Source organism: Bacteroides sp. 4_1_36 (genome assembly GCF_003466325.1).
GTDB lineage: Bacteria > Bacteroidota > Bacteroidia > Bacteroidales > Bacteroidaceae > Bacteroides > Bacteroides uniformis.
Genome location: NZ_QSOX01000045.1, coordinates 1 through 5,653, shown reverse-complemented (window position 1 = coordinate 5,653; position 5,653 = coordinate 1). Strand labels below are relative to the sequence as shown.

General features: G+C 39.7%; 7 protein-coding genes. 2 read left to right on the top strand and 5 right to left on the bottom strand.

Annotated features, from left to right (window positions below; all coding sequences use genetic code 11):
• Nucleotides 1-136: 136 nt before the first annotated feature.
• Nucleotides 137-1,387 carry an NBU/pMV158-type mobilization protein gene (locus DXD65_RS20610; RefSeq protein ID WP_005799237.1) on the top strand — a complete coding sequence of 417 codons (1,251 nt, stop codon included), beginning with the start codon at nt 137-139 and terminating at the stop codon, nt 1,385-1,387.
• Nucleotides 1,388-1,456: 69 nt separating this feature from the next.
• On the opposite strand, the gene DXD65_RS21170 is transcribed toward DXD65_RS20610, so the two are convergent.
• Nucleotides 1,457-2,227 (bottom strand): hypothetical protein, encoded by a 771-nt coding sequence (locus DXD65_RS21170; RefSeq protein ID WP_005799241.1) that lies wholly within the window; start codon nt 2,225-2,227, stop codon nt 1,457-1,459.
• A gap of 91 nt (nt 2,228-2,318) precedes the next feature.
• On the opposite strand from DXD65_RS21170, the gene DXD65_RS20600 reads away from it, so the two are divergent.
• Entirely contained in the window at nt 2,319-2,780 is a 462-nt protein-coding gene (locus tag DXD65_RS20600) for a hypothetical protein (protein WP_005812785.1), read from the top strand.
• Between the two features lie 3 nt (nt 2,781-2,783).
• On the opposite strand, the gene DXD65_RS20595 is transcribed toward DXD65_RS20600, so the two are convergent.
• The 4 genes from DXD65_RS20595 to DXD65_RS20575 form a co-directional block, all read right to left on the bottom strand.
• Nucleotides 2,784-3,833 (bottom strand): protein rep, encoded by a 1,050-nt coding sequence (locus DXD65_RS20595; RefSeq protein ID WP_005799258.1) that lies wholly within the window; start codon nt 3,831-3,833, stop codon nt 2,784-2,786.
• A 494-nt stretch (nt 3,834-4,327) separates the two neighbouring features.
• Nucleotides 4,328-4,726, bottom strand: a complete 399-nt coding sequence (locus DXD65_RS20585) for a hypothetical protein (protein WP_005799260.1) — start codon at nt 4,724-4,726, stop codon at nt 4,328-4,330.
• A 36-nt stretch (nt 4,727-4,762) separates the two neighbouring features.
• A complete protein-coding gene (locus DXD65_RS20580; RefSeq protein WP_005799262.1) occupies nt 4,763-5,083 on the bottom strand; it encodes a type II toxin-antitoxin system PemK/MazF family toxin in 321 nt (106 codons plus the stop codon).
• Nucleotides 5,077-5,325 carry an AbrB/MazE/SpoVT family DNA-binding domain-containing protein gene (locus DXD65_RS20575; protein WP_005812783.1) on the bottom strand — a complete coding sequence of 83 codons (249 nt, stop codon included), beginning with the start codon at nt 5,323-5,325 and terminating at the stop codon, nt 5,077-5,079. Before DXD65_RS20575 ends, DXD65_RS20580 begins: the two co-directional genes overlap by 7 nt.
• Nucleotides 5,326-5,653 lie beyond the last annotated feature (328 nt).

Below are 5,653 nucleotides of genomic sequence, written 5' to 3'. Positions count from 1 at the left end.
CTTACCTTTGCAAAAGGTTATAGCACACTATAACCCCTAAAGGGGTTGTGTGCGAGGGGTGTCCCCTCGACCCCGTGCGATGTGACGTTTCACGCCACATCTTCTAAACAGACATACACACCTAAAACCTAAAGATATGGCAAAGACATGTATCAGAGTGGAAGCCTGCAATATAGGCAGCTCGGAACGTCACAACTTAAGAAGCAAGGAGCTCGACTACATCCGTCCGGAACTCACACACCGCAACGAACAGTGGGTAGAATGTTCCATTGCCGAAGTACACCGGGACATAACGGAAAAATACAAGGAAGCCACCGGACAAGGATTACAGAAGAAAGCTACCCCAATCCGGGAAGGGGTAATAGTAATCAGCGAGGAAACCACAATCCAGCAGCTTCAAGACTTGGCCGAAAAACTGGAAGAACGCTTTGGAGTGCACGCCTTCCAAATCTACACCCATAAGGATGAAGGCGCAAACGTATGGGACGGAAAGGAAGAAGCATGGAAACCGAACTATCATGCGCACATGATCTTTGACTGGACGGACGGCCATACAGGAAAAACTGTAAAGCTGAACAGACACGACATGGCGGAGATGCAGACTATAACAGCAGAGTGTCTCAACATGGAACGTGGAGTTTCTTCAGACAAGAAACACTTGTCGGCCATGCAATACAAAAACAAAATGGAAACAGAGAAAGCTGAACAACTTCAAAAAGACATCGAGCAACTAAACAGGGCATACACTGCCGGAACCGAGAAAATCACCACAGTCCAAAAGGAACTTAGTACGGCACAAAAAGAGCTAAACAGCATGAAAACCGACATACACATCAACGAAGCCAAAGAAGCTGCCGCAAAAGCCGGAAAAACCGTATTTAATGCCGTTACAAGCGTCTTTAATGTAGGGGAAGTAAAACGACAAGCCAAAGAAATTGAAACCCTCAAAAAAGAAAATTATAACCTCTCATTCAAGAATCAAAATTTAGAAGGACAATTAAGAACCAACAACATCGAGATGCGAAGGGTACAGGAAACAACCGACAGACAGATAAAGGCAGAAGCATCCAAACTAAAACCCATAACCAACCTTTTTCCGGAAATGGAAAATGCACAGGAAAATATAGAGGAACTCCAAACTATGGGAATACAAAATAAAGATATCCGACAACTTCTTATTGGAAAGGAAATATACTACACTGGAAACCTTTACGATAAAGACAAGAGAAAATCATACCAAGTTAAAAACGTGAAAATAGATATCTCCAAAAGTCAGAATGGTATTACTACAATTTGGCTAAATAACATCCACTTTAAAAACTTTCTTAAAGAACTTTGGAATACACTACAAAAGACTTTAGATAACGGTAACTGGCTACACCGATAGAAAGACACTAAAAAGAATTGCACTTCTCTTTTTTGAGAAGTGCAATTCAAATTAAATCCCGTTCATTTTTTAACGACTAAAGGTGCAATTAGCTATAAAACCAAAAGAAGGAGTAGTACCTTTTCCTTTAAACTCCCATTTAAAACCTTGACCAGGTACATTTGCATCCCAATACGAAGTCCAAGTGAAAGTGTTACTCCATAACGGTCCAGTTCCACTAAAAGCAACACTTTCAGGTGTCGTTATATTATCATCCGGACTTGGTTTAGCATTAGGATTTAATACTTCAAAGAAATAATAATTATTCTGTATTGAAGCATTCAAATCAACTTGCATCTTTAAAGTACGACTGGAATCGTAAAAAACTCCGGTAGTGCTTTGAGAACCTCCATTAATACTCAAAGAAGGGAGAACAGCCCTCGTTTCCGTTACAACATCCCTAAATACTGAAAAATCAAAATTAGCATCCTCCTTCACCTTTTTAACCAAAGTCTTTCCATTTACAGAAAAAACAACATAAGCGGTATTAGGATTTGAAATAGCACTTGCCACTTGAGCATTTAAAACCTGCAGGTTATTCTTATATTTCTCAATACTCAAAGGACTAACTTTTTCTAAATCCTGCCAATCCGAACCTGTTACATAAGACAACGCCCTCGTTTTCTTATTCTCATTGAAATAGTATTCATTTGTAATCTCATTTACATCAACAAAACGAGATAAGACCTCCATATCAGATACAGAATCACTAACCACAGGTTCTATTACTTCATTATCATTACACGAACAAACACCCAAAACAGTCAGTAGACTGATGAACATAAACATTACTTTTTTCATAAATCCTCCTTTTTTAAAGTTAATAAATAAAGGTTTCGCCCAAAAATATAAAATTTCTCCTATTTTTGCATTGAATATTAAATATTTAACTATGAATAGAATAATACATATCTCTTTACTTATTTCAACAGTATCACTTTTTCTTATTTCAAACACCGGATGTGTTGAAAAACAAGGATACTACAACCATGGAGAAGAAAGCATAATCTCATTAATTTGTGATATTACATGGGCTGGTAAAAAAACAACAGACGAAAACGGCAGTGTCTGGCAAGGTACATACAAATTCAATAAAAACGGAACATATACCCGTACAAATATAGAAATCGACAAACAAGGAAATAAAAAAGAAGCCAATATCTACGGACAATGGTCATTCGGTGATCCAAGTTTCAGTACCATTTATTTTGGTGGAGAACATTACTGGGACATAGACGAGCTAACTAAAAACAAATTTTCCTTCTATGACAGAAGTGGAAAATTTGGCGATCCTTTCATGAATAGAGAATACATAGAACTCACACCATACCAAGAAAACAATACAACAAACTAACAACTACCCACTATTAGGAAAAATATCCTCATCTAAATAAATATCCTGCAAAAGTTCATCCTTCCGGGTGACCTTATAACAACACAATGCCTCCCCAGTTTCCATATTATACCAATCAGCCACCTTATCTTTCACAGACATATACCAAGTATAACAACCATCTTCAACATTCAATCCCTCAATATTAAGAACCAAATCCTCATCTCTAAAATCATTCAACGCTTCATCTCCGATCATGGTGCGGAACTGTCCGAAACTACTCATGCGCTGCATCCCATGCATGGCAGTATAAATCATATCCAAAGCCTTATAATTTATCTGAATCTTTTTTTTACCGTCACGACCTTTCGATTTTGAGACAGAAGCCTTTGAAGCATACTTAAAAACCTCTATCGCTGCATTTTCAAAATCCTCTATCTTCTTATATTTCTGAAAACGGGCATCAGCAACCGTACTACCATGCAATTTCTTCCATTGGGCTACTACATATTTTGCAGCTTCCAATGAATCAACAATAATATGAAAATGATAATGGAACGAAAACAAATCCTTTTTTACTACATGATAGGTACACTCCTTCTTAATCACCCCCGAAATACCAAGTGAACGAAACTTGTGTTTCGTCCTTATACCATCAGCCCACATCCGGTTACATCTACGCATGAAATCTCGCAATACCCTTGCATCATCGGTTACACAATTTTGCAAGGTAAGCGTCACAAAATAAAACTCTCTGCCTTCCGAAGCCAAATACTTCATAACCGGAAGGAACTTCTTTACATTTTGTGCCGTTTGAATACGCTGACAAATAGGACAAAAAGCCCGATGACAATAATGGGAATGCGCCTTACCTCCCTGCACAGTATAAACATTTGAACACACATGGGCATCCATATATGCTTTCATCAGCTTACTATCCGGATTCTTTTCCGAAAGTTTTCGAGTAAAATTATGGGATATGATTTTTACTTTAGCCTTTTTTTTAAGACTATCAGAACCGTTTTTTAACGGACTTTCTTTGCAGTTGGTTATATTTGTTCTATCTTTGCACATATGAAATTTTGATGTGGCTTTCGTTTGGTATCCGCCCCGCCAAGAACGAACACAAACGATTGCTAATTCTTAAAATACAAAGCCCGTTGGTTACTGCCTTCGGGCTTTCGTTTTTTCTCAGCCCAAAAGTAGGTAATTCATTCCAAACCGCCAAACATCATTCAAAAAACCTACATATAACAAGTCAAAAAGCATTTACCACGAAACTTTCTAGTTTATCTAGTATGGGGGCTCGCCCCCATTCCCCCGGCTGCGCAATTCTGACACAAATACACTACTAAATCCACAACAGACAAAGATACTTCCGGAAAAAAAACTATCTTTGCCGTACACAAAGACAACCCTTGCCGAGCGATACGGGAGAGTTGCAAAAAAAACACCGGAGTGAATTGACGGATATCCGACATCTCCGGTGGTATTTTTTTTCTTATCCCCCTCCCGTCCCCCAAAGGGGGAGCACACAAAGACAAACCCTGCCTTCACTCAATGGAGTGTTAAATAGTTGCATATGGGTCAAGTTCCTTAATCCGCTTACACAAAAAATCAAAGCGTTTCTTTGTAAGTGGTGTAAGCGTATCGAGATTATCTCCATCGAAATTCTCCCCAAAAATAAGGTCGTTCATTCCTATGCCGTGATTGTAGTTCTCACGCACACAGTTGCGCAGCGTCCAAAGGTTACGCAGGTTTACCCAGTCTGCTGTGCGGCTCTTTACCCTGCGGAACAAGATAACGGCAGTCCGCAAATAGTGCCCCACATGGTCGTAATCGTGCAAGACACGTTTGCCCAAATAGTAAATATCCAAATCTTGTTTTTCTCTGTCCTCGACTACTTGACAGAGGAAGAATGGAATATCCTTCAGGTTATCCCATTCGATGTAGTCAGTTGGTTTCATAATGTCTTATTTGCATTTTTCTTTCCGTACTTTCCATTATTCACAGAACATTTGCTGAAACACTTCACGTAACCTTTTTATCTCACTGAAATTCAAATCTCCAATCTTTCTTTTCAGCCGGCTTTTATCCACCGTGCGAATTTGATCAGTGGCTATCTCTCCTTCACGCCCGGCTACAGAACACAGAACCCGGTAAGGATAATTTCTTATCGTTGAGGTTATCGGAACAATGACTACTGTTGTAAGGTACATATTCAAATCTGAAGGAGTGACAACTACACATGGCCGTGTCTTTGCCATTTCACCCCCACGGGTAGGGTCTAACTCTACCCAATACACTTCATACTGTTCTACCATGTCCAATCCTCAAACTTTTCATCCTCAAACACATCAGGGATAAGCAACTCATCATCCCCATTCTCATGGGCACGTTTGGCAGCTTCCGCCCATCCCTGCCGTGGTTGTGCCTTTATCACAATATTGTTCCCGTCCAAAGAAATGCTCACAGCCGATTTCAAGGACAAACGCAACTGTTTCAATACTTCGGAAGGAAGTATTATCCCCTTGCTGTTTCCAATCTGAATAATATTCGTTACCATAATGTTATAACTTTATAATTGATTATCACGATACAAATATATGTAAAGTTATAACAATAACAAAAGGAAAAACAACTTTTTTCCATTTTCACCGAGAACCCTGTCAATGGCTGCACTCGTCGGGAGTGTTGGTGCACCCCCTTGCCGTGCAGCGCTCCCCGACCGATGATTTTTTATTGTGCCTTGTGTCCTTTTCCCTTTTGTCCGGCTTCTGTTCCCAAGCACATCCGGAACACATGGCAGAGCGCTTGCAAATCCCGTCCGGAAGGCTTACCTTTGCAAAAGGTTATAGCACACTATAACCCCTAAAGGGGTTGTGTGCGAGGGG